The organism is Lysinibacillus sp. 38-6, assembly GCF_046245175.1.
Classification (GTDB): domain Bacteria; phylum Bacillota; class Bacilli; order Bacillales_A; family Planococcaceae; genus Lysinibacillus.
The window spans coordinates 2,154,684-2,176,256 of the sequence record NZ_CP176417.1 but is presented as its reverse complement, the minus strand read 5'-3'; the positions used below and the strand labels follow the sequence as shown (position 1 = coordinate 2,176,256).

The following is a 21,573-nucleotide window of genomic DNA, read 5'->3' as shown; positions in this document are numbered from 1 at the left end:
TTGCGGTATTTTCGTAAAGATTATCTGACTTTCGTCGAAATTAGTTTTTTTAGAAAAGTTGCACATTTATCGTTGTGCATAAATAGTGCTATAATAGACAAGATGTTTTAACATAGTACGTATTTTTCTGTACGTCTAAAGGTATTAATACCTAGTACAAAATACGATACACCTAATAGATGATAGATGGGATATTGTATTTCCCGGGGGGTTTAATTAATGACAGTTTTTCATTTCACAGGCATTAAAGGTTCTGGCATGAGTTCGCTTGCACAAATCTTGTTTGATGCTGGTGAACAAGTACAGGGCTCAGATATTGATAAATATTTCTTTACGGAACAACCGTTGCGCGAACGAAATATTCCAATTTTTACATTTAATGCGGATAATATTAAAGAAGGTATGACCGTAATAGCAGGGAACGCTTTTCCTGATGACCATCCTGAATTAGTGCGAGCACGTGAAATTGGTGTAGAAATTATTCGTTATCACAAATTTCTTGGTGAGTATATTGGCAATTACACATCCATTGCCATTACGGGCGCACATGGTAAAACATCTACAACCGGCTTAATGGCACATGTTGTAGGTGGCTATAAACCAACTTCATATTTAATCGGAGATGGTACAGGTGCAGGACATGAAGATGCGAACTTCTTTGTCATGGAAGCATGTGAGTATCGTCGACACTTTTTAGCCTATAATCCTGACTATGCAGTAATGACGAATATTGATTTCGATCATCCAGACTACTTTGCAAACATTGAAGATGTTTATGCTGCCTTTCAATCACTTGCATTACAAGTGAAAAAAGCAATTATCGCATGTGGCGATGATGAGCATCTACAACGTATCCAAGCGAAAGTACCTGTCGTTTATTACGGATTCGGAGCAGAAAATGATTTTGAGGCTCGTAACGTTGAAAAAACAACAGAAGGTACAACATTTGATGTGTTTGTGCGCAATGAATTTTATAGTACTTTCTTTATCCCATTATTTGGCGACCATGCAGTGTTGAATACATTAGCTGTTATTACACTTTGCCAATATGAAGGTATTTCATCTGAAATTATTCAAGAACGTTTAAACACATATAAAGGTGTAAAAAGACGTTTCACAGAATCGAATATTGGGGATCATGTTTTAATCGATGATTATGCACACCATCCGACGGAAATTCGTGCAACGATTCAATCGGCAAGACAAAAATATCCTGAACGTGAATTAGTCGCTATATTCCAGCCACATACATTCACTCGTACACAAGCATTTTTACAAGACTTTGCAGACAGCCTAAGTTTGGCAGATACAGCCTACTTATGTGATATCTTTGGTTCTGCAAGGGAAACACAAGGTGCACTTTCAATTCAAGATTTAGCTTCTCTTATTGACGGGAGCGCTGTCATTACAACAGAAGGTATTGATGTCTTAACGAAGCATAAAGACGCCGTATTTTTATTTATGGGCGCTGGCGATGTTCATAAGTTCCAAGATGCCTTTGAAGATGTATTAAAGAACAATGAAACAGCTTAATCCGCAAGGAATAAGCTGTTTTTTCTCAAATTATAGAAGGATTTAAGTTTTATTTGTCGAAGATAAGGTAAGTAATAGTAAAGAGAGAAATATTACTAGCAGGAGGTCTATTTATGGAAGTCATTTTGTATATTGCAGCAATTATAGCAGCAATCGGTTTTTTAATTTTGTGTGTAAGTGTCAGTATGACATTATTTTCGCTCAAATCAATTCTTAACAGCTTATCTGGTACATTATCTGGTATTGAGAAACAAATGGAAGGAATTACTCGTGAAACGACTTCTTTGTTAATTAAAACAAATAGCCTAGCTGAAGACATTCAACAAAAATCTGAACAGCTAAATACAGTTGTCCATGCAGTGAAAGGCATGGGTGAATCTGTAAATGGTTTAAATGCATCCGTACAGCAAATTACTTCATCAATCTCGAAAAGCGTTGAACAAAACGAAGAAAAAATTGCGCAAGTTGTTCAATGGAGCAATGTGGCAATGGGCATTGCAGATAAGTGGAAGAAGCGTAAAGTGATTGAGCAGGCACAAGAAATAATGCCTGAGGACGTATATAGTTTTGAGGCAGTTCAAGCGGACAAGCCGAAAAGAAAATGGGGTCGCAAAAAATAATTATTATTTAGCAGGTGCTTTCTTCAAGCCTGCTGAATATAAATAAAGCCTTAGGCGAATATTGCTGTGTTTTACGAACAAGAAAAATACATTTGTCTAGGCGCATTAGATTATAAAATGGGAGGAATTGTCCATGACTACACAAAAGCCAAACTTTAACGAAGTGAAGGAACAACAACTAGAAAGTACATTGCCACAGCTTTATAATCCGCAAGAATCGATTTATGAAGAGGAGCGTGTAAATATGAAAGATTTCGTCATTGGCGCGTTAGTTGGGGGTATAGTGGGTGCAGCTGCAGGTCTACTACTGGCTCCGAAATCAGGGAAAGATTTACGTAGTGATGTGGCAGTGCAAGCAGTTAATTTAAAAGATAAGAGTGCTGATTTTTCAACAACTGCGAAAGATAAAACTGTTCAACTATCCAAACAAATTCAAGAGCAATCTTCGCAATTAGTAGAAAAAGTGAAAACACTTAAATCTGCAAAAGCACCAACTGTTTTTGATGATGGTACTGTCTCTTTCGAAGGGGAAGAGCCGTTAGAGGACTATATCAATGATGTTGATTCAAAAAAAGAGGATGCTCTAGACACATCTGAGCAAACGATTGAAGAAAAAGACAAAGCACAAGAAGTTCGTGCTTAAAATAAAAGAAATTACATCGTAAAGAAAAAGTGTTAGATTGACTGCAATCAATCTAACACTTTTTGCATTATTACAATGATAAAGGAGCTTCTTCAAGTACAATTTCTAATCGATCGCCACCGAAAATTTCAGTGTCAAACGTTGCGAGCTGTCCGTTGCGTAGGATTTTAAAATTGCCTTTAAAGGATGTAGGTAACTGCCAATTAGAAAAGCGAAAAACATCTTGGTAAACCCAAGGACTTCGGTCTTTTTCAAGAATAGCAACCGTCGCGCCATTTGGAACAGTAGAGAGTGGCGACATAACTACCTGGTTCACAAGCACTTCATTCGTCGTTTTTTTCAGCTCTAATAGCTCCTGTTGGAAATGAATGATAATTTTGTCCTCAAGCAAAACATTCAGATGATCGGCTATTCGCTGAACCGTTGGGAGAGCTGGTTGCGAAAAAGTGATAACATCGTTATGTTGTACAGCATAAGTCAGTTTACCTGGTTTTCCATTTATTAATAAATTTGCAGAAAACGTCGGTACATATAGTGGTTTGCCATCGACGTAAATGACATACGACTCAAATTGCTTTAGCATAGTTGTATTATTTGTAGCTTTAAAAATATCTTCTACGGTTTCAGCTATGTCAAACACGATACTATCACGATCATTTAAAACCGTATCCATTGATACCGGCGAACCGTTAACAGTAATTTTAGGTTCAACGATATATTTCGTATCTTGAATAGTTACCGTTTTAGTCACCGCTTGGTCCACAATATCTTGAACTGTAGCAGTGGCAGGATGACCATCTTGGCCTTCAATAAGCAAAATGGCGTCGCCTGTTTTAATGATCGTTTTAGTAGAGGCCTGTTGACCATTAACTAAAATTTGTGCTGGTTGACCGTGGCCACCAGGTATAAAAATATCTTGTCCGTTCACACTAATGGATAAACCATGGCCAGGTTTGCCATATAATTGTTTAGCTCGAATATTGGCAGCTAAAAAGGCATCGCCAACTGTCATTTCCTTTAATTCAAATAGGCGTACAATTTGTTCATTGACCGTTAAGCTCATATATTGTATCGGCATTTTCTTCGCTGCAATGGCTATGCCAATTGGTGTTACTAATTCAGGGGAGGCTTTAATATGCTCCTCCTTCGTTAAATTTTGAATGGCATCGACACCGCGTACCGCTATTCGGTTTGCTGGTAAATTCAGCACGAGGCCAATCTCCGTTGTTAAATTCGGTGTTAAACTACCACCGCCAACAAGCATTACGGCTTTAGGAGCAGTACGATTATTCAGACGTAATATCTCTTCCCCGATCGCTTTTGCAAGTTGTTTTACAGCCGGCTCAATGGCCGTAAGCACTTCTGCTTTAGGATAGTATTGATCGAAGCCTAAAATATCTTGTATTAAAATTTCCTCAGCACTATGTAGTTGGCGCTTCGCTTCTTCAGCAACCGGGAAGTCAAGTAAATAATGATCACTAAGTGCTTCGGTTATTTCATCGCCTGCTGTCGGTACCATGCCATAGGCCACAACGGTACTCTTGTCAGTAATGGCAATATCGGATGTACCAGCGCCAATGTCCACCAGCGCAACATTTAGACGGCGCATTGTAGGGGGGATTAAGACATTGATGGCCGCAATCGGTTCTAGTGTAAGAGCATCCATTTCCAAATTCGCACGTTTTAAGGCGGCAATCAGTGATTCCACGACAACACGTGGCAGGAAAGTCGCAATGACTTCGATTTGGGCTTCATCACCTTGTTGATCTAGAAGGCTACCGATTTCTTCACCATCTAGGCGATAATAAAGTACGGAATAGCCAACACAATAATAATGGCTTGTTTTAGTATCCTCTTTATGTTGTAAAAGCTGTTGCTGTGCTTGTTGAACAGCTTGTAACTCTAAGCGACTTATATCTTCTTCAGTGAAAATAGGGCGGTTACGAATATTAAGCGTCACGCTTGCCTGTTCCGTTTTTAATGACCGACCTGCAGCAGCGACACTTACTTTTGATAAAGGTCCATGCTTTTCTTCCAGCTGTTGTTTAATTTCAGTAATTAACTCAGCCACATACATGACATTATGTATTTGACCATCTACCATGGCCCGTTCTTTGTGTTCTTTTACTAATATATCTTGTACATGAAAATGGTCGTTATTTTCTTCTAATATAATGCCAACAACAGAACGTGTACCGATATCAAGTGCAAATAATTTTGAACTCAATGTAATCGCTTCCTTTCTTGATATATCTCAAAATAATTTAGCGAGTTGAAGCGCTAAATTAAAAATGCGTGACAATCTGAACAACATTGATTATAATGATGCTAATATCTAAAAATGTAACATACATTTCAGAGTTCTGAAAGTGTCTGTCATGGGGAGAGGAGCAAGAAGCATGAGCCAAAAGGATTTAGAAAGCTTACGTAGTCAAATTGACGGATTAAACTTAGAGATTCTTCGTTTAATTAACGAACGTGCAGCTGTAGTAGATGAAATCGGTAAAATTAAAGAAAAACAAGGTGTTAATCGCTATGATCCATTACGCGAACGACATATGCTAGATCTAATTAAAGAACACAATCACGGTCCATTAAACCAAATGACGGTTGATTATATTTTTAAACAAATCTTTAAAACAGCATTAAAACAACTTGAAGCTGATAAAAAGAAAGAACTACTTGTATCACGTAAGAAAAAATCAGAAGATACTGTCATCAATATTAACGGTGAGCTGATTGGCCAAGGAAAACCATCTTTCGTATTTGGTCCTTGTGCAGTTGAGTCTTACGAGCAAGTAGCAGCCGTTGCAGCATCTATTAAAGCTAAAGGTGAAAAATTAATCCGTGGTGGTGCTTACAAACCTCGTACTTCTCCATATGACTTCCAAGGTCTTGGTTTAGAAGGATTAAAAATTTTAAAGCGTGTATCGGAAGAATACGGTTTAGGTGTTATTACGGAAATTGTTACACCTGGTCATTTAGAAGAAGCGCTTGATTATATTGATGTTATTCAAATCGGTGCTCGTAATATGCAAAACTTCGAGTTATTAAAAGCAGCGGGTGCAACAAACAAACCAGTGCTATTAAAACGTGGTTTAGCAGCAACGATTGATGAGTTCATTCATGCAGCAGAATACATTATGTCTAAAGGCAATGAAAACATTATCCTTTGTGAGCGTGGCATTCGTACTTACGAAAAAGCAACACGTAACACATTAGACATTTCAGCTGTACCTATTTTAAAACAAGAAACACACTTACCAGTATTCGTCGATGTAACACACTCAACTGGTCGACGTGACTTATTATTACCATGTGCAAAAGCTGCAATTGCAATCGGTGCAGATGGTGTAATGGCAGAAGTGCATCCAGATCCTTCTGTAGCACTTTCAGATTCTCAACAACAAATGGATATTCCAACATTCGATGCATTCTACGAAACGCTACAAAAATTCATGAAGAATCATGAAATTCACGCATAATGATTTTACACCGCTTGCGCAATAAGCAGGCGGTGTTTACTATATCGTGACAAAAAAATGTCTATAATAGTACTATTTGTACTTGGTATTTCATTTCGTGTACGTACTTCTTCTTGAAAATGGAGCGAAAATTATCGTATGATAAGGCTATAAAAGGAAAAAGGGAGGCACGTACGATGACTGTTACAATTTATGATGTTGCACGAGAAGCGAATGTTTCGATGGCAACGGTTTCTCGTGTAGTCAATGGTAATCAAAATGTAAAACCAGCGACACGAAAAAAAGTATTAGAAGTAATTGAACGATTAGAATATCGTCCGAACGCAGTAGCGCGAGGGTTAGCAAGTAAGAAAACGACAACAGTTGGCGTGATTATCCCAGATATTGCAAATAATGTTTATGCGGAGCTGGCACGTGGTGTTGAGGACATTGCGACAATGTATCGATACAATATTATTCTTGCCAACTCAGATCAACATGAAGATAAAGAGCTACAGCTGTTAGATACAATGCTAGGTAAACAGGTAGACGGTATTGTCATGATGAGTGATGAAGTAACAGAGAAAATGCAACAATCAATGGATCATTCGCCTGTGCCAATTGTTCTTGCAGGTTCTGTAGATGAATCACAAACAATTGCCACTGTTAATATCGATTATTTCCAGGCAGCTTATGAAGCAATTTCGTTACTCGTTCAAAACGGTCATACGCGAATCGGCTTTGTAACTGGGCCGCTTACTTATACAATTAATGGTAAATTCAAGCTTGAAGCTTATAAAAAAGCGCTGCAAGATGCAGGCATAAGTATAGATGAATCACTAATTGCGGCAGAAGAATCAAGCTATGATATGGGCTTAGAGGCTTGGGAAACATTATCTGCTTTAGACAACCCTCCGACTGCTTATTTTGCAGGAAGCGATGAACTTGCGATTGGCTTAATTCACGGTGCGCAGGATGCTGGCAAAAATGTGCCAGAAGATATTGAGGTCATTAGTTTTGAAAATTCGAAGTTGGCTCGTATGGTCCGCCCGCAGCTGACAAGTGTTGCACTGCCCCTATATGATATTGGCGCTGTAGCAATGCGATTATTGACAAAGCTTATGAATAAAGAGCCTGTAGAAGACGAAGCGGTAATCTTACCGCACCGTATCGAACATCGACAATCTGTGAAAAGTAAATAACAAAAAACACGTAAATCTCATGGTAGGATTTGCGTGTTTTTTTTATGGGAAAATATGTGCTTGCAACAAAGCTTTGGTGGAAAAGGCAAAAAGGTAAAGCATAAGTTTGGATTATAGCTTTAATAATGGGAGGAGAGAGTTACTAGTTGTTGGTAGCGGAGGCGGCGACTCCTGCGGGACAGCACATATAGTAAGACGCAACAAACCGCGCGTTAGCGAGGGTTGCGGCTTACTGTGTGCCCGCGGAAAGCGTCCGCCGTAGCGGACAACAACGTTTACAGCTTTATTTCTAATCTCGTTTTTCGGTACGGATAATATGTAACGCTTTTTCTAGCATTTGGGCGTTTTTTTCTTCAATTTCCGCTTTACGCGGAATGGGCTCATAGAGAGGATTTGGATCTTCCCATGTTGGAATAAAAGGAACGGGTGCTTCTGGCTGCCAACGGTCTAACCATGCTTGTGGTAAGGCTCCTGTTGGTATTGCTTGATCGGTCATTTCTAGCCATAGCATCGACCATGCCCGTGGCACAACCCGCCATATATCGTAGCCGCCACCACCAACAGCAATCCATTTGCCATCACAATATTCATGTGCAAGCTTGTGCGCCAGCTTTGGAATTTCCTTATAAATATTCATCGTGCCGTACAAATGTGTTAATGGATCAAAATAATGTGCATCGGCTCCATTTTGCGTTAATACAACATCAGGTTTAAAAAATTCAAATACTTCACGCATAGCTTTTTCGTATATTTCTAAGAAACTTTCATCCTCGGTAAATGCATCAATTGGAAAGTTAAAAGAAGTACCATATCCTTGCCCATTGCCACGTTCAGTGATATTTCCTGTGCCAGGGAATAGGTAACGTCCTGTTTCATGGATTGATAAAGTACAAACATCCGGGTCTTCATAGAAACTCCATTGGACACCATCGCCATGATGGGCATCCGTATCGACGTAGAGCACACGGGCTTTGTATTTTTCCTGTAAATAACGAATGGCTACAGTGCTATCATTATAAATACAAAATCCAGAAGCACGACCGCGGAAACCGTGATGGAGACCACCGCCAAGATTTAGCGCATGTTGAGCTTTCCCTTCCATTACATAATCGACAGCCGTTAATGTGCCACCGACAAGTTGAGCACTTGCTTCATGCATATTTTGAAAGATCGGTGTATCTTCAGTGCCGATACCATAGCTTGCACATTGTGCCTCGCTCAGTTTACCGTGACCTGCATTTTTAACGATTTCGATGTATTTTGGATCATGTGCAAGCAAAAGCTCTTTTTCCGTAGCGATGCGAGCAGGAACGATATCGACATCGTCGAGCGCACCTATATTTTTTAGCAAATCCATTGTTAGCGTCAAACGTTTATGATTAAAAGGATGTGTATCTGAAAATTTATATCCGAGTTGCTCAGGCGAATAAACAAAGACAGCATTTTTCATTATAATGAAACACCTGGTAAATTCGGCCATAGCACGTCGAAACCTTCTTGACGAAGATTTTCAATGATAGCAAGTGGGTTTAACGTTTTTACTCGGACGCTTAAAATTTTATTTTGGGTATTTTCAGAATCAGGATATACTAAGACGCTTTGGACATTTGCATGATGCAAATTAAAAATCTTTGTAATTTCAAATAATACTCCGGGTGTATCGCAAACTCGAATTTCAATTTTGGAGCCAGGTTCAGTGGCACCAGTGAGTTCGATATACGTGTAAAGTAAATCGGTTGTCGTCACAATACCGACGAGTTTTCCACCGGACACAATGGGTAAACAACCTACCTTTGCTTCATAAAAAGTAAGAGCTACTTCTTCTACAAAGTCTAGAGGGTGGCCCACAAGTGGATTTTTAACCATTATATCTTCTACCTTTGCTCGAAACACTGGAGAATCTGGTTCATCTTTCAGTGAGGAAGGTAATGCCTCTTTAATATCGCGCTCTGTAATGACACCTAGAACATGACGTTCATTATCGATAACGGGTAAATGTCGCACTTTTTTCTCGCGCATTAATTTTAACGCTTCTAGAACAGTGTTTGTCGGAGCCAATGTGTAAGGCTCATCATTCATTATTTCTTCAACAATCATATACGTATCCCCTTTGTGTTGGTTTTAATACATGAAGCGATTTCTAAAACGAAGTCGGTCGAATCTTTCCATTGTTTCAGGAGGCACTCGTTTACCCTCACGTGCCATCAGGCAGTTAGCGGGATGTGATGTAATTTCAGGATCATCTGTGGCGAAATATTCGAAGCCCACTGAACTCATCATTCGCTCCATCATTTTGCGGTAATCCCAGACGTTTAATCCTGTACCTTTTAAGTCCCAATGCCAATAATATTCGGTTGTGATAACGAGGTAGTCTTCCATCTCATCCCCCATAAAGGACACTGCTAACAAGGCTTTTCCAGCACCCGTCCCACGATAGTCAGGAATGACCTCAATGGCACCTAACTCTATCATATTATCAATTCTGTCCTCGGCCCATCGTTCAAGCGGATCAGGATAAAGATAGGTAACGTAGCCTACGATTATGTTGTCATTTCGAATAATAATAATACGGCCTTCAGCAAGCCCAGCTATTTCGATAATGGCTTGCTGTTGTTGTTTAGGAGGTCTAAAGGCAACTAATCCCTCGTGGAATGTATATGTAGCTAATTTTTCTGGAGGAACAGGTCCTTCCACATAAACAGTACCATGCTTTGTCTCCTTTGTAACAGAAAAAAAAGTCTTTTTATGTTCCATAATGACACCACCTGAGTTTAATAATTCCATTATAGCTGATTTAAAGCGGAAAAACGCTTAAATTTACGAAATATAACTATACTTTTGGAAAAATAAAAATATTGAGACATTCTAGGTGAATTCGTGTAAAATAGATTTATATTGCAACTGTTATTTAACAGATGAATGTTGTTATATTAAGCATTGTTCGTATATAATTGGCGTAAACTGTTCTATAACAATTGCTCATAGCGTATTTGTCTTTGGAGAAAGTGGCGAATTTTAATAGCATTCAGTAGCTGTTTTCTATGGCGAAATTGTTTCAATTGCCATTATTTAACTTAATTTTCCAAATGGGGATGGGGCTCGCTTTTTTGTCCTTTATAGTGAGCTTCCAGGAAAATAAGTGTAGCGCAAACAAAGTTGCGAACGAGTGGCAGCAGCTACGATTACGTTACGGCGTAATTGCGGAGAAAGATCGTAAGTACGTTTTAAATTTGCTTACTTATGAACTAAAGCAAAAAAAGGAAGGGGTAATTTCATGGGGATGAAAACGATGGAGAAATTAAAAGCAAAAACAGGGCACTATCATTTGCCAAATTATGAGGAGGCAGCAGCAAATCATGATTGGGCACAAACGGAAAAGGCATTTAGTTGGCATGAAACAGGATTAGTCAATATGGCTTACGAGGCAATTGATCGTCATACAGAAACAACTCGCAAAAACAAAGTTGCACTCTATTATAATGATGGCAAGCGCAAAGAAGCCTATTCTTTTAATGAAATGAAAAGGTTGACGAACAAAGCAGCGAACGTCTTTAAAACAGCGACAAATCTTGAAAAAGGCGATCGTTTATTTATTTTTATGCCGCGTTCACCAGAGCTGTACTTTTCATTACTAGGCGCTTTAAAGATGGGTGTTATTGTAGGACCACTATTTGAAGCATTTATGGAAGGTGCTGTGTATGATCGACTTTCAGATAGCGATGCGAAAGTGTTAGTGACAACGCCTGAATTATTAGAGCGCGTACCATTAGCTAAACTGCCTAACTTGCAACATGTATTTTTAGTAGGACCAGATATTGAAGAATCACCACAAATTTTAGACTTTCATAAGCGAATGAAAGAGGCTTCTGCGAAGTTTGATATCGAATGGGTAGATCGCGAAGATGGTATGATTTTGCATTATACTTCTGGCTCGACTGGTGCGCCAAAAGGTGTGTTACATGTGCATAATGCAATGCTTCAACAGTACCAGTCCACTCAATGGGTACTTGATTTAGGTGATAATGATATTTATTGGTGTACGGCTGATCCAGGTTGGGTAACAGGTACATCCTATGGGATTTTTGGACCGTGGTTAAATGGCGCCACAATGCTGATTGTTGGTGGACGATTCTCGCCGCAAGCATGGTACCAGGCGATTGAGGATTACGGTGTGACCGTTTGGTATAGTGCGCCAACAGCATTCCGTATGTTAATGGGTGCCGGTAGTGCTATGCTTGAAAATTATGATTTGTCTTCATTGCGCCATGTCTTATCTGTGGGGGAACCGCTTAACCCAGAGGTTATCCGTTGGGGAAGTGAAGAGTTAGGACATCGTATTCATGATACTTGGTGGATGACAGAAACGGGCGCGCATATGATTTGTAACTATCCGAGCATGGATATAAAGCCAGGATCAATGGGCAAGCCTTTACCGGGTATACATGCGACAATTGTTGATGATGCGGGAAATGAAGTGCCACCATTTACAATGGGCAACTTAGCTATACGTAGGGGTTGGCCTGCAATGATGCGTCAAATTTGGGGTAATCCTGAGCGCTATGAATCGTACTTCTTAAAAGGCGAGTGGTATGTTTCCGGTGATTCGGCATATATGGATGATGAAGGTTATTTCTGGTTCCAAGGTCGAGTGGATGATGTTATTATGACGGCTGGTGAACGTGTTGGACCGTTCGAAGTAGAAAGTAAGCTATTAGAACATCCAGACATTATTGAAGCAGGGGTTATTGGAAAACCTGATCCTGTACGTGGTGAAATTATTAAAGCATTTGTATCTTTACGGGAAGGTGTGGAGCCGTCAGATGCTTTAATTGAAAATATTCGAGAGTTTGTTAAAAAGGGCTTATCCGCTCATGCGGCACCGAGGGAAATTGAATTTAAGGAAAAGTTGCCGAAAACACGAAGCGGTAAAATAATGCGGCGCGTGTTAAAAGCATGGGAGTTAAATCTGCCAACTGGCGATCTTTCGACGATGGAAGATTAATAGACTGAACGTATAATTTATTTTTATTCAATTCGTGAATAAATAGAAGGTAGGAATTCATTCGATTAATGAAAGGGTTCCTACCTTCTTTTTGCTATGTTATAGGGATTAATAGAAATTGAAAACATTTGTAACAGAATATTGAGAAAATAATAGTTATAAATAAAAATTCAGTTGACTTAATATTTATGCAGACGTATACTATTTTTAACTTATTTTAGAGGTGAGTGTAATGAAAGTAGGGATTATTGGAGCAACAGGATATGGAGGATTGGAGCTTATCCGCTTTTTACATAATCATCCAGCGGTGGAGCACATTGAATTATTTACATCGTCAGAGGAAGGTGTCTTATTTTCTTCAAAGTTTGGCCATTTAATTACGATTACAGATTTGCCATTGCAAAAAATTGATGATGAAGCATTAGTGAAATTGGATGTAGTATTTGCGAGTACGCCTTCCGGTGTAACAAGTGAACTGTTACCACCATTAGTTGGCAAAGGTCCGAGGTTAATAGATTTATCAGGGGATTTCCGCTTAAAGGATCCAACAAGTTATGAACAGTGGTATGGAAAAAAGGCTGCACCATTCGAGACTATTCAGCAAAGTGTATATGGCTTAACAGAATGGAATGCTCATCATGTGAAAAATGCCTCACTTATCGCCAACCCAGGATGCTATCCAACAGCGGTTCTGCTTTCGTTATTACCTTTGTTAAAAGAGCAACTGATCGATCCAAACTATCTTGTGATTGATGCAAAAAGCGGTATATCGGGTGCTGGCAATAAACCATCGCAAACGACACATTTTAGTGAAGTGAACGAAAACTTCTCTATTTATAAAACGAATACACATCAACATATTCCAGAAATTGAGCAAGCTATTGCCATGTTTGCAGGTGTAGAGACGGCCATTACGTTTAATACACATTTAGTACCGATGACACGGGGCATTTTATCAACTGCCTATGCACCTTTAATGCCTCGCGTGACAGAGGAACAACTCGTTGCTTGCTTACAGGCAACATATGAAAAACATCCGTTTGTGCGGGTCGTAAAGGATGTCAATAGTCTTGCCACAAACCGAGTGAAAGGTTCTAACTATTGCGATATTTTGGTCAAAGCTGATAGTCGTACAAATCGTGCAACGATTGTTGCCGTTATTGACAATTTAGTGAAAGGGGCGGCAGGGCAAGCCATTCAAAATATGAACGTGCAATTTGATTTACCTCAAACAACGGGATTAGACGTCGTACCGTTGTTTATATAAGTGCCATATAAGTGCCAGGCACCCAAACAATTTTGAATATTGCCAATTGTTTTAGTGCCTGGCACTCTCGAAGACTCCTGCGGGAATGCACGTAACGTAAGACGTAACAAGCCGCGCGACAGCGAAGGTTACGGCTTACGTCGTGCCCACGGAAAGCGAAGTGAATTTTTAGGATAAAGAAAGTATGTATTTACGTGCCAGGCACCCAAACAATTTTGAATATTGCTAATTGTTTCAGTGCCAGGCACCCTACTAAAGGCACCTTACTAAGGAGGAATATGTTTATGACATTAACAGCATCAACGAATGTGATGAAAAAATTATCAAGTAAAAACATCGTATCACCGAAAGGCTTTAAAGCGGCAGGTATCCACTGTGGATTAAAGCATAAGAAGAAAGATTTAGCGATTTTAGTTAGTGATGTACCTGCAAGTGTAGCAGGGGTATTTACAACGAATGCGGTTCAAGCAGCCCCGTTAAAAATAACAAAAGAAGTTGTTTATACAACAAAAAAAATACAAGCGATGATTGTAAACTCTGGAAATGCCAATGCGTGCACAGGTAAGCAAGGCGTGAAAGATGCGCAAACAATGCAAGCTTTAACAGCTGAAAAATTAGGGATTGCAGCAAATCTTGTCGGTGTTTGTTCAACAGGTGTCATCGGAGAAATAATGAATATGGAGCCAGTTGCAAGCGGGATTGGCCAATTAGAGCCTAAGGATAACTTAGAGAGTGCCATCGATTTTGCACAGGCCATATTAACAACTGATACAGTGATGAAAAATACGAGCTATAGCACCATTGTAGATGGTCAAGAGATTATTGTTGCCGGTGTAGCAAAGGGCTCAGGAATGATTGAGCCGAATATGGCGACGATGCTAGGGTTTATTACGACAGATGCCAATATTGAATCCGATGTCTTACAAGCGGCACTATCGGAAATTACCAACCAGACATTTAATGCAATTACGGTAGATGGTGATACATCGACAAATGATACGGTAGTGGTCATGGCAAATGGTGTAGCTGGCAATCATTCTTTAACATCTGCCCATCCTGATTGGCATAACTTTTACTATACACTAAAAACGGTAGCAGAAGATTTAGCAAAAATGATTGCTAAAGATGGCGAAGGCGCTACGAAATTAATTGAAGTTGAAGTAACGGGCGCCGTTTCAGACGATGAAGCACGTAAAATTGCTAAAACGGTTGTCGGATCGCCACTTGTAAAAACAGCAGTATTTGGATGTGATGCGAACTGGGGGCGTATTATTGCTGCAGTTGGGTATAGTGGAGCGACTGTTGACCCTGACAAAATCACCATCCAAATTGGTGGAGCCACAATGGTGGAAAACGGTGAACCGATTGCCTTTTCTGAAGATGAACTAATTCAAATTTTGAAAATGCATGAAGTGAAAATCTTTGTGTCACTTGGTATTGGCGAGGGCAAGGGGCATGCTTGGGGATGTGACTTAACTTATGACTACGTTCAAATCAACGCATCATACCGCTCGTAAACGCATGGTCATTAAGCTTGGCGGCAGTACGCTAGAAGGCTTAAATGAAGCGTTTTTTAAAAATTTTAAAAAACTACAAGACTGTGGTGTCGAACTGATTATTACGCATGGCGGAGGCCCTGCTATTAATCGACAACTGGCTGCACAACAAATAGAATCCCATGCATTAAATGGCATTCGCGTGACGAGTGAAGCTGCAATGGATGTGGTCCAGTCTACATTAATCGGCCATATTAATCCTGCGCTTGTACATGAATTAACAGCAGCGGGTATTGCAGCAATCGGACTAAATGGCTTTGATGGTCAATTACTGGTAGCGGACTTTTTAGATAATGACATATACGGTTTTGTAGGTTCCGTGCAATCGGTCAATACAACACTACTCGAAGCTATTATTGCAGCCGGCATTGTCCCAGTAATTGCATGTGTCGGGGCAAATCAACAAGGTCAAGCGCTAAATATTAACGGTGATACAGTAGCAAGTGAAGTTGCGCTTGCAATTGGAGCAGAAAGCTTACTGCTCGTTACCGATGTTTCAGGGATACGTATTCAGGGTGAATATCAAGCACAGGTATCACCTTCATTAATCGCACAATGGATTGAAGAAGGACATATTTATGGTGGGATGATTCCGAAAGTACAAGGAGCAATTGCGTGCTTAAATGCAGGCATTCCATCCGTGCAAATCGTAGGGGACACATTAGAAGGTACAACAATAATACGTACATTAGCAGACGCCATGTTGTAAAGTGGCGTCCTTACTAAATGGGGAAGAGGGGCTGATAGAATGAGTGCTTTATTTGGCAACTATGGCAAACGTCGTGCGCAAATTGTAAAAGGGCAAGGCACGGTGGTAGAAGATGCGCAAGGTAAGAGATATTTAGATTTCACTAGTGGTATTGCCGTTGTAAGTCTTGGGCATGCACATCCCGCTATCGTCAAAGCTATTCAAGAACAAAGTGAAAAGCTTTGGCATATGTCAAATTTATTTGATATACCGGGGCAGGAAATGGTTGCTCAAAAATTAGTGGCAAATACACATTTACAGTATGCATTTTTCTGTAATAGTGGTGCGGAAGCAAATGAAGCAGCCATAAAAATGGCTCGAAAGCATACTGGGAAACATCATATTATTACATTCGAAAAATCATTTCATGGTCGTACGTTTGGTGCGATGTCTGCAACGGGTCAAGGCAAAATACATAATGGCTTTGGACCGCTTGTTGAAAAATTTACGGTGCTTCCGTTTAATGACGTAGCAGCTTTAGAAACGACGATAGACGATTCAGTTGCAGCAATTATGCTAGAAATGATTCAAGGTGAGGGCGGTGTGAATAGCGTATCACCACAATTTGCAGAAGCAATTGCAAAAATCTGTGAGGACAAAGGCATTTTGTTGATTGTCGACGAGGTACAAACGGGAATTGGTAGAACCGGAACACGTTATGCATTTGAACAAACAGTCTTGAAGCCAAATATCGTGACATTAGCAAAAGGCTTAGGTGGAGGTTTCCCAGTAGGAGCAATGCTAGGCACAGCGGACTTGTATGAAACATTTAGCCCGGGAACACATGGTACAACTTTTGGCGGAAATCCTTTAGCAATGCATGTAGCGGAAACGGTTCTTGACCATGTTTTTGAGCCAAGTTTTTTAGAAAATGTGCAAGTGTTATCTTCGTATTTTGTTGCGCAACTACAAGCTCATTTACCGACAAACTATTCGGTGCAAGGGCAAGGATTATTACTCGGAATCGGATGTGGCGATACAGAGGTAGCCCCGTATATAGCGGCAGCGGAGGAAAAAGGCTTGCTTCTTGTAGGGGCAGGACCAAATGTTATTCGACTGTTACCACCGCTCACAGTCTCTAAAACAGAGATTGATGAAGCGGTAGAAATATTAAAAACAATATTACGATGAAGTGGAACGTGGGAAACGAAAAAGTGCTAGATTGACTGCAATCAATCTAGCACTTTTTTATTCGTAATGGCGAAGACTCGCAGTCTTAAAATAGAACATGATCAGCAACTAGCTTTGCTTTGTTACAGTGAGGTAGGTGTGTATCTTGACATATATTATTGCAGTTGTTTCACTAAAGTCTTAACAAGGTTCGGTAGCCAATCGTTTAATTGGCTAAATGTAAAGCCTGCCGCTTGTGCCTTAGCGTTCGACATATACCAATGATTTGGGATTCCATAAGGCGACTTAGAATGTTCATCGCCACCTATCAGTGACACTTTTGCGCGTTTGCCCGTTTCATCCTCAATTAATTCTAGTAATGCTTTTAATGAAATAGTCCCTGATGCAGTGGCATTATAAGGACCTTCAATCGGCGCAACGCCTGCAAAATATAAAAAGGCTGCTGCTTCGTCGTCCGTAATGAAGCTCATCTTTGCATCAACATTTGGCAGCGTAATAGGTTGTTCATTTAATAGGCGTTCTACGTGAAAATGCAATCGGCGCGTATAGTCATGCTCACCAACGACAATCGGGAAACGCACAGCGACAACAGGAAATGCTGCTTCTTTATAAAAGACCGCTTCTGCTTGACGTTTCCCTTCACCGTATGTGAAATCACTAATATCGCCCATACGAATCTCGTATTCATACGGATTAAAATCAGCTTCGGTTTTCATATGACCATCTGCTTCATATGTAGCTAGCGTTGAAGTGAAAACAAGTTTCTTCGTTTTGTTCTTTAATAGTTGTGCCATTTCATGTGCATGATTTGGAGAATAACAAATATTATCGTAGACGACATCCCATGTTGTATCAGCTAGTGCTTGTGATAATGCTTGCGCATCATTACGATCGGCTATAATTTGTTGTACTTTTTCACCAAACGGATTGCCGCTTTGACCGCGCGTTAAAATCGACACATCGTGGTTATTTTGGAGGCATAACTCTACTAAATTTTTTCCGAAAAAGCGAGTGCCACCTAAAACTAAAATTTTCATTTTATCTCCCCTTTGTTTAGTTGTCCTCTTAATAATGACAAAAAAATAGGCTTACTACAATTGAAATTTCGTTGTAGTAAGCCTTTTTTATTATTCGGTTGGGGGTTCGGTTGGAGGTGTTGTTGTACCGCCATTATTACCGGAACCATTGCCGCCATTGGAGCCGTTGCCGTTATTGCCGGAACCGTTACCGCCATTGGAGCCATTGCCGTTATTGCCGGAACCATTGCCGCCATTAGAGCCGCCGCCATTGCCGGAACCATTGCCGCCATTAGAGCCGCCGCCATTGCCGGAACCATTACCGCCATTAGAGCCGCCGCCATTACCGGAGCCATTGCCGCCATTGGAGCCGCCGCCGCTATTACCGGAACCATTGCCATTATTGCCGTTTGCCGGTGGAATTGGCACATTCGGTGATGTTGGGTGATCGTCTCCGTCTTCTTCGTCAGGTTTTGTCTCGCTACCACCTGTTGAAACAACATTGGATGGTGCTGAAGTTAAACCTGTAATATCGACAGCGACAACTGCATAAGCTTGTCCGCTTGCTACGGTCATGCTTTGAGTCGCTTCTAACACCGAAGAAACAAGCGTGTTGCCGCCATTTGTAACATTATAAATTCGGTATCCTACTACATCATTGGACGAGCCACTCCAAGAAAGTGTGTTGCCATGAATAGATGCTGTTACCGCTGCAGGTGCACTAGAATCTGCAGGAAAGTCGACAGCTGATACAGATGAATTAGATAATGATGAGTTTTTAGGCAATAGACTTGCTGGGTTACCACCTAGTCTACCTAGCATCCGTTTTATAAAGGCTTCGTTAATACCCGCACCACTTGCTTTTACAAACTCTGCAGGTGTATTCGGATGTGCGTTATATGTTTTGCCTTGAATCGTTACAACGCTCGAAGCCGCTAAGCTGTCATCGGGTTGTGACGGTAAAAACACTTTGGCATTAAATAAATCTGAGCGAACCAATCCTGCGCTCGCACATGCTGCTGAAGGTGCTAAACCAGAAATACCACAGAATGAAGCAGTCACTACATTTTTTGGTGCCTTAAAGTTTGTTGGGGCATCAATTTGTTGTGGAGCTACATCATAGACTGAGTTCATTAATGTACCCCAAAGTTTGTTAATGCGGGTACTTGGTTGCAAGTACGTATTATTAAATGCATCAAGTGAGCGTTGTTTATCGTAGCCCATCCAGACACCAAGGGAAACATTTGGATTATAACCAACTAACCAAACGTCATTCGTGTTTTGTGAAGTACCTGTTTTAGCTGCAAAATCAGAATTGAATTTTAATGTATTTTTTGCAACTGTCCCTGTGCCTTTTGATAATACATCTCGCAACATATCTGTCACGATATAAGACGTTTCAGGACTAAATACTTGTACAGGTTCTGCTTCATGTTGATAAATAAGATTCCCATCTTGGTCTTCTATTTTTTCAATCATATAGGCATCAACAAATTGACCACCATTCGCAAAAGTTGCATAAGCATTTGTATTTTCTTCAACAGTTGTACCTACTTCTAAAGCACCGATACCTGTTGAAAGGTTTGTGTAATCTTCAGGCTGTAAATCCGAGAAGCCCATTTTTGCTAAAAACTCAGCAGGACGTCTATTTAAAATATCGTAATAGAGGCGTAGGGTAGATATATTTAGAGAGTCAGCTAACGCTTCACGCGCAGGAACAAGACCTCGTTCATCAGTTGCCGAATAGTTTTTTGGACTCCAAGAGCCAATAGAGAATTTGACGTCAACTAATGGACTCCCTGCACCAATCACGCCGTATTCAATTGCTGGTGCATAAACAAGTAAAGGTTTCATTGTTGAACCATTTGAACGGGTAGAGCGAGTTGCGTGGTTTACTTGACTCGTTTTAAAATCACGACCACCTAGGAAACTTAAAATGCGACCTGTGCTATTTTCAATTAAAATACTGCCCACTTGTACAGGCATTTGCACATCGATTTCCTCACCTGTTACAGGATCCTTGCCTTTACCGGTATACGTTTGTCCGTAATATTTAAAGTTATCAGCCGCTTTTTGCATGGCATCGTACATATCCTTGTTGATTGTGGAATAAATACGATAGCCTTTTGAACGAACATCACGGTCAGCTAAGATTGAATATTTTTCTTCTAGTTTACTTTCTGTTTTTAAACGTTCTGGATCAATGCCATCTTCTTGCGCTAACTTTTCAGCAATAATTTGCTTCGCGCGTTCTTCCAGTTCAAACGTTAACCAAGGATAACGATCTTCTGGACGTGCTTCTGGCGAACGGAAGTCTTTTGTAATGTCGTAAGCGAGGGCTTCTTTGTATTGTTTGTCATTAATGTAGCCTGCTTCTCTCATACGATAGAGTACCGTTTTCATACGATCGATGCCTAGTTTTAAAGCTTCTTCACTTTTTAGCACACCTGTATTGGTAAATGGTGTGTAAGTATAAGGTGCTTGAGGAATACCAGCTATGTAAGCGGCTTGCGGAAGTGTTAAATCCTTTGCCTTCACATTAAAAATACCTTCAGCTGCTGTTTCAATTCCGGCAATATTACGTCCGGTAGCATTACGACCGTAAGGAATAATATTTAAATAAGCCTCTAATATTTCTTCCTTTGTCATAAAGTGTTCTAAGCGCATAGCAAGTAGTAGTTCTTTTGCTTTTCGCTCATAGGATACTTCATTTGTTAACACTTGGTTTTTAATCAATTGCTGTGTTAATGTAGAGCCACCTGTCTGCGTGGCAGAGTTGGTAACGTCTTGCAGCAGCCCTCGAATAACGGCTTTTGGAACAATGCCGTTATGCTCACGGAAATATTCATCCTCCGTAGCGAGTACTGCATTAATTAAATCGGGTGCTACAGCGCTCAGAGACGTTTCGCGACGTTCTAAATCTGTCCGTAATTTCCCAATATAAATATCGTTGGCAAAATAAAGTTCACTTGTTTCCTCATAATTGAATATAAGGTCCCGTAATTCTTCTTTCGAGCGCAAAGGCTCTTCTTTAACAAGTGAGGCAAAATAGCCGGCGCCAACAGAACCAACAAATACTGTGCCTAGCAATGCAAAGACTAAAAATAGTAAAAATAAGTTCCAGACAACGCTGCCTGAAATACGTAATGTCTTCATCCATTTTTGTTCGAGTAATGCATCGATCTTTGCATTGATTTTCTCAATCCAATCCTTCAAGGTATCGACCTCCTAAAATCTTGTTTATTATAGCATATAATGAATTGTCTCGAACATAGTTATTGACATTGAAAAAGAATCGTTTAGAATAATGCTTATAGTTTTCTAGTGATGAAGAGTTTGCAGTAGTGTCTATATTCCCTGTTTAGAGAGCCGGCGGTTGGTGAAAGCTGGT

17 protein-coding genes and 1 other annotated feature (1 of these 18 cut by a window edge) are annotated in these 21,573 nt (G+C 40.2%); of the genes, 11 read left to right on the top strand and 6 right to left on the bottom strand.

All coding sequences use genetic code 11. The annotated features are described in order from the left end of the window. The first annotated feature begins 219 nt into the window (after window positions 1–219). From murC to ACKVEV_RS11255, 3 genes are all read left to right on the top strand, one after another. Window positions 220–1,533 (top strand): UDP-N-acetylmuramate--L-alanine ligase, encoded by a 1,314-nt coding sequence (gene murC, locus ACKVEV_RS11265; RefSeq protein ID WP_409370449.1) that lies wholly within the window; start codon window positions 220–222, stop codon window positions 1,531–1,533. A 113-nt stretch (window positions 1,534–1,646) separates the two neighbouring features. Further along, entirely contained in the window at window positions 1,647–2,153 is a 507-nt protein-coding gene (locus ACKVEV_RS11260) for a DUF948 domain-containing protein (RefSeq protein ID WP_409370448.1), read from the top strand. 133 nt (window positions 2,154–2,286) lie between these two features. Continuing rightward, a complete protein-coding gene (locus tag ACKVEV_RS11255; RefSeq protein WP_409370447.1) occupies window positions 2,287–2,796 on the top strand; it encodes a YtxH domain-containing protein in 510 nt (169 codons plus the stop codon). Window positions 2,797–2,866: 70 nt separating this feature from the next. Here ACKVEV_RS11255 and ACKVEV_RS11250 read toward each other — a convergent pair whose 3' ends face one another. Continuing rightward, window positions 2,867–5,023, bottom strand: coding sequence for a cell division FtsA domain-containing protein (locus ACKVEV_RS11250; protein ID WP_409370446.1), 2,157 nt, complete (start codon window positions 5,021–5,023; stop codon window positions 2,867–2,869). 172 nt (window positions 5,024–5,195) lie between these two features. Here ACKVEV_RS11250 and ACKVEV_RS11245 point away from each other — a divergent pair, with 172 nt between their 5' ends. Both ACKVEV_RS11245 and ccpA read left to right on the top strand, forming a co-directional pair. After that, window positions 5,196–6,281, top strand: coding sequence for a bifunctional 3-deoxy-7-phosphoheptulonate synthase/chorismate mutase (locus tag ACKVEV_RS11245; protein ID WP_401009080.1), 1,086 nt, complete (start codon window positions 5,196–5,198; stop codon window positions 6,279–6,281). Between the two features lie 176 nt (window positions 6,282–6,457). Then, window positions 6,458–7,462 carry a catabolite control protein A gene (gene ccpA, locus ACKVEV_RS11240; protein WP_402920258.1) on the top strand — a complete coding sequence of 335 codons (1,005 nt, stop codon included), beginning with the start codon at window positions 6,458–6,460 and terminating at the stop codon, window positions 7,460–7,462. 289 nt (window positions 7,463–7,751) lie between these two features. Here ccpA and ACKVEV_RS11235 read toward each other — a convergent pair whose 3' ends face one another. Genes ACKVEV_RS11235 through ACKVEV_RS11225 form a run of 3 tightly spaced genes read right to left on the bottom strand, consistent with a single transcriptional unit; the run spans window position 7,752 to window position 10,216 of the window. Then, window positions 7,752–8,912, bottom strand: coding sequence for an acetoin utilization protein AcuC (locus ACKVEV_RS11235; protein ID WP_409370445.1), 1,161 nt, complete (start codon window positions 8,910–8,912; stop codon window positions 7,752–7,754). Further along, complete coding sequence (locus ACKVEV_RS11230; RefSeq protein WP_409370444.1) at window positions 8,912–9,559, bottom strand: acetoin utilization AcuB family protein; 648 nt, start codon at window positions 9,557–9,559, stop codon at window positions 8,912–8,914. The genes ACKVEV_RS11235 and ACKVEV_RS11230 overlap by 1 nt, the downstream gene beginning before the upstream one ends. Window positions 9,560–9,583: 24 nt before the next feature. Further along, window positions 9,584–10,216 carry a GNAT family N-acetyltransferase gene (locus ACKVEV_RS11225; protein ID WP_409370443.1) on the bottom strand — a complete coding sequence of 211 codons (633 nt, stop codon included), beginning with the start codon at window positions 10,214–10,216 and terminating at the stop codon, window positions 9,584–9,586. Between the two features lie 287 nt (window positions 10,217–10,503). On the opposite strand from ACKVEV_RS11225, the gene ACKVEV_RS11220 reads away from it, so the two are divergent. From ACKVEV_RS11220 to ACKVEV_RS11195, 6 genes are all read left to right on the top strand, one after another. Continuing rightward, complete coding sequence (locus ACKVEV_RS11220; RefSeq protein ID WP_409370442.1) at window positions 10,504–10,746, top strand: hypothetical protein; 243 nt, start codon at window positions 10,504–10,506, stop codon at window positions 10,744–10,746. Then, window positions 10,737–12,464, top strand: coding sequence for an acetate--CoA ligase (gene acsA / locus ACKVEV_RS11215; protein WP_409370441.1), 1,728 nt, complete (start codon window positions 10,737–10,739; stop codon window positions 12,462–12,464). Before ACKVEV_RS11220 ends, acsA begins: the two co-directional genes overlap by 10 nt. Window positions 12,465–12,696: 232 nt before the next feature. Then, on the top strand, window positions 12,697–13,731 hold the full coding sequence (gene argC, locus ACKVEV_RS11210) for an N-acetyl-gamma-glutamyl-phosphate reductase (protein ID WP_409370440.1): 1,035 nt from the start codon (window positions 12,697–12,699) through the stop codon (window positions 13,729–13,731). Window positions 13,732–14,015: 284 nt separating this feature from the next. Next, window positions 14,016–15,248 carry a bifunctional glutamate N-acetyltransferase/amino-acid acetyltransferase ArgJ gene (gene argJ / locus ACKVEV_RS11205; RefSeq protein ID WP_409370439.1) on the top strand — a complete coding sequence of 411 codons (1,233 nt, stop codon included), beginning with the start codon at window positions 14,016–14,018 and terminating at the stop codon, window positions 15,246–15,248. Then, a complete protein-coding gene (gene argB, locus ACKVEV_RS11200) occupies window positions 15,211–15,996 on the top strand; it encodes an acetylglutamate kinase (protein WP_409370438.1) in 786 nt (261 codons plus the stop codon). The genes argJ and argB overlap by 38 nt, the downstream gene beginning before the upstream one ends. A 39-nt stretch (window positions 15,997–16,035) precedes the next feature. Further along, the gene (locus tag ACKVEV_RS11195; RefSeq protein ID WP_409370437.1) at window positions 16,036–17,166 is read left to right on the top strand and encodes an acetylornithine transaminase; all 1,131 of its coding nucleotides are present in this window, start codon (window positions 16,036–16,038) and stop codon (window positions 17,164–17,166) included. Between the two features lie 155 nt (window positions 17,167–17,321). On the opposite strand, the gene ACKVEV_RS11190 is transcribed toward ACKVEV_RS11195, so the two are convergent. Beyond that, window positions 17,322–18,203 carry an NAD-dependent epimerase/dehydratase family protein gene (locus ACKVEV_RS11190; RefSeq protein WP_409370436.1) on the bottom strand — a complete coding sequence of 294 codons (882 nt, stop codon included), beginning with the start codon at window positions 18,201–18,203 and terminating at the stop codon, window positions 17,322–17,324. A gap of 90 nt (window positions 18,204–18,293) precedes the next feature. After that, window positions 18,294–21,398 (bottom strand): transglycosylase domain-containing protein, encoded by a 3,105-nt coding sequence (locus ACKVEV_RS11185; protein WP_409370435.1) that lies wholly within the window; start codon window positions 21,396–21,398, stop codon window positions 18,294–18,296. 102 nt (window positions 21,399–21,500) lie between these two features. Then, window positions 21,501–21,573, top strand: a binding site (T-box leader) (it continues 130 nt past the right edge of the window).

Coding starts and splice junctions, on each gene's coding strand:
- murC (WP_409370449.1), top strand. CDS start 220: ATGACAGTTTTTCATTTCACAGGCATTAAAGGTTCTGGCATGAGTTCG.
- ACKVEV_RS11260 (WP_409370448.1), top strand. CDS start 1,647: ATGGAAGTCATTTTGTATATTGCAGCAATTATAGCAGCAATCGGTTTT.
- ACKVEV_RS11255 (WP_409370447.1), top strand. CDS start 2,287: ATGACTACACAAAAGCCAAACTTTAACGAAGTGAAGGAACAACAACTA.
- ACKVEV_RS11245 (WP_401009080.1), top strand. CDS start 5,196: ATGAGCCAAAAGGATTTAGAAAGCTTACGTAGTCAAATTGACGGATTA.
- ccpA (WP_402920258.1), top strand. CDS start 6,458: ATGACTGTTACAATTTATGATGTTGCACGAGAAGCGAATGTTTCGATG.
- ACKVEV_RS11235 (WP_409370445.1), bottom strand. CDS start 8,912: ATGAAAAATGCTGTCTTTGTTTATTCGCCTGAGCAACTCGGATATAAA.
- ACKVEV_RS11230 (WP_409370444.1), bottom strand. CDS start 9,559: ATGATTGTTGAAGAAATAATGAATGATGAGCCTTACACATTGGCTCCG.
- ACKVEV_RS11225 (WP_409370443.1), bottom strand. CDS start 10,216: ATGGAACATAAAAAGACTTTTTTTTCTGTTACAAAGGAGACAAAGCAT.
- ACKVEV_RS11220 (WP_409370442.1), top strand. CDS start 10,504: ATGGCGAAATTGTTTCAATTGCCATTATTTAACTTAATTTTCCAAATG.
- acsA (WP_409370441.1), top strand. CDS start 10,737: ATGGGGATGAAAACGATGGAGAAATTAAAAGCAAAAACAGGGCACTAT.
- argC (WP_409370440.1), top strand. CDS start 12,697: ATGAAAGTAGGGATTATTGGAGCAACAGGATATGGAGGATTGGAGCTT.
- argJ (WP_409370439.1), top strand. CDS start 14,016: ATGACATTAACAGCATCAACGAATGTGATGAAAAAATTATCAAGTAAA.
- argB (WP_409370438.1), top strand. CDS start 15,211: ATGACTACGTTCAAATCAACGCATCATACCGCTCGTAAACGCATGGTC.
- ACKVEV_RS11195 (WP_409370437.1), top strand. CDS start 16,036: ATGAGTGCTTTATTTGGCAACTATGGCAAACGTCGTGCGCAAATTGTA.
- ACKVEV_RS11190 (WP_409370436.1), bottom strand. CDS start 18,203: ATGAAAATTTTAGTTTTAGGTGGCACTCGCTTTTTCGGAAAAAATTTA.